This window comes from Prevotella sp. P4-67, from assembly GCF_002251325.1.
GTDB lineage: Bacteria > Bacteroidota > Bacteroidia > Bacteroidales > Bacteroidaceae > Prevotella.
Genome location: NZ_NPJL01000076.1, coordinates 1 through 2,058 on the forward strand (window position 1 = coordinate 1; position 2,058 = coordinate 2,058).

Sequence of the window (2,058 nt, forward strand, 5' to 3'; positions counted from 1 at the left end):
ACAATAAATATCGTATCACTGCAAAATTACTTTCTTTTTTTGACTAAAACAAAGGTTTTCAGATATATATATGGTAACAAGCCGAAACAAGCCGTATTGCTTTGAATGGTTACGCATATCTAACGCATCGAAGTGAATGGTATGTGTGGACAGGTCCGGAAAGTGGGTCTGGAACCGGCTAATGGTGACGTGTAAATATTTGTGGTAAAGTCTCGCACGATCATGAAGTAGCTCCATTGGGAACGTGGAGGTTATGTGATGTACTACAAACGTTTGGAGCAGGGCCGTTTCCATCCTCGCATATCATAGAGGCGATGGACGAAAAGGCGGCCAAGATAGAGGCAATGGCCAAAGAGATAGAGGCCGAAAACCGCAAACGCTGGGCACGCGCAAAGAGAACTCCGTCGCGTCCCTTGAGCTACCGTTACGCAGGACTTGAGGAACACACAACCGTCATGATGCCCGAAGGTGTGGCTGCAGGCGAGTGCGATACCATGGGCAAGGATGTTTCCCGCATACTCCATCGCGAACCGGCCAAGGTATGGGTTGAAATCATAAAGCGTCCCTTATTGCGCATGAAACCCGACAAGGATTCGCCAAATCCGCGCATATACCAGGCAAGGCCCCTCATGCGGTCATCGGCGGCAACCATTTCGGCGCCGACATGCTCGCGCAGATAGTGATAAACAAATACCGATACCATCTGCCCGAATACCGCCAGGTCAGGCAGTATGCCGACCTCGGACTGAAACTCCCCACCTCCACGCTGAACGGCTGGGGGTATGCCGAGGCCTCCAGACAGGAACTTGTTTACGAGGCTTTGCGCGACGACATCCGTAACAGCGATTATCTACAGATAGACGAGGTCCCGTGGCGCGTAGCCGGCTCTCCAGGAAAGAGCCGGAAGGGATATGCGTGGCAGTTTCTCGACAACCGCCCGCAGAGCCACGGCCTCTATTTCCTTTATGTGAACGGTTCGCGTGCGGGGACAGTCCCACGTGCTGAGCTGCGCGATTTCCGTGGTGCAATACAGACCGACGGATACGGCGTATATGATTATTTTGAGTTACTGGACAATGTGACCCTTCTGGGTTGCATGTCTCACGTGCGCCGTAAATTCACCGACGCCCAGGCATCACATCCCGAACTGGCCGCGCGGGCAATAAAATGGTTGGAGCTGCTCTATGACCTCGAGGCAAACCTGAAGGCGAAAGGAGCCACGTATGAGGAAATAGCCGCCGAGCGTCAGGCCAAGGCATTGCCGATAATGGATGCCATAGAAAAATGGATGGAGAGCGAACATACGAAATGAACCCCATCCGACCCCGTGAGCAAGGCACTCGACTACGCCTATAAGTTATGGCCCCGCCTGCGTCGCTATGCTCTTGATAGCCGTTACCATATTGACAACAATTCCGTGGAGCGCAACCAGCGTCCGTCAGTGATGGGCTGCAAGAACTACCTGTTAAGCAAAAGCGATAGCGGAACCGTTGACAACGCCATCATCTATTCGCTGATAGAGAGCTGCGAAATCGTAGGTGTCAATTCACTTCAATGGCTCACCCATGTGTTGCAGTCGCTCCACGACGACACCACGGCCGAACAGATAACACAAATGCTTCCTTAGAACTACAGAAAAACTCGCGAATAGAACTTCGCGAGTTTTTTTATTCAAAGCAATACGGCTTGTTTCGGATGGTTACATCACTCCCATGCGCATACCAGTCAGATGCTGCACCATAACTATACGGTTGTCCTCATTCAAATTGAACATAACTATTTTTGAGGACAAAGGTAAACAGAATTGAAGAAATGGAAAAGGCTGCTTGCTTCGGATGGTTACGCTTGTTTCGGATGGTTACGTTACTCTTCTTCTTTGCCCAAATATGACACATGTACCAACGAAAAAAGCCTCAGTCACTGTCGTGACCAAGGCTCTTCGTGAAAAAGGGCGGCTACCTACTCTCCCGCATTGCATTGCAGTACCATCGGCGCAAGTGGGCTTAACTTCTCTGTTCGGAATGGGAAGAGGTGGGACCCCACCGCAATAACCGCCTG

Annotated in this window: 2 protein-coding genes, 1 rRNA gene and 2 pseudogenes; 4 read left to right on the top strand and 1 reads right to left on the bottom strand. The window is 50.9% G+C overall.

The genetic code is table 11. The features are described 5' to 3' along the window. Positions 1–234 precede the first annotated feature (234 nt). The 4 genes and pseudogenes from CIK92_RS14255 to CIK92_RS14140 all read left to right on the top strand — a co-directional run. A pseudogene (locus CIK92_RS14255) lies at positions 235–309 on the top strand (hypothetical protein); the annotation flags it as partial. A gap of 5 nt (positions 310–314) precedes the next feature. After that, positions 315–680: a hypothetical protein gene (locus CIK92_RS12825; RefSeq protein ID WP_022309974.1), complete on the top strand. Its 366-nt coding sequence runs from the start codon at positions 315–317 to the stop codon at positions 678–680. Further along, positions 665–1,429: pseudogene (locus CIK92_RS12830) on the top strand (IS66 family transposase); the annotation flags it as partial. The gene CIK92_RS12825 and the pseudogene CIK92_RS12830, both read left to right, overlap by 16 nt. A 15-nt stretch (positions 1,430–1,444) precedes the next feature. Next, entirely contained in the window at positions 1,445–1,627 is a 183-nt protein-coding gene (locus tag CIK92_RS14140; protein ID WP_254046101.1) for a transposase domain-containing protein, read from the top strand. Positions 1,628–1,946: 319 nt separating this feature from the next. Here CIK92_RS14140 and rrf read toward each other — a convergent pair. After that, a 5S ribosomal RNA gene (gene rrf, locus CIK92_RS12840) occupies positions 1,947–2,057 on the bottom strand. Between the last annotated feature and the right edge of the window lies 1 nt (position 2,058).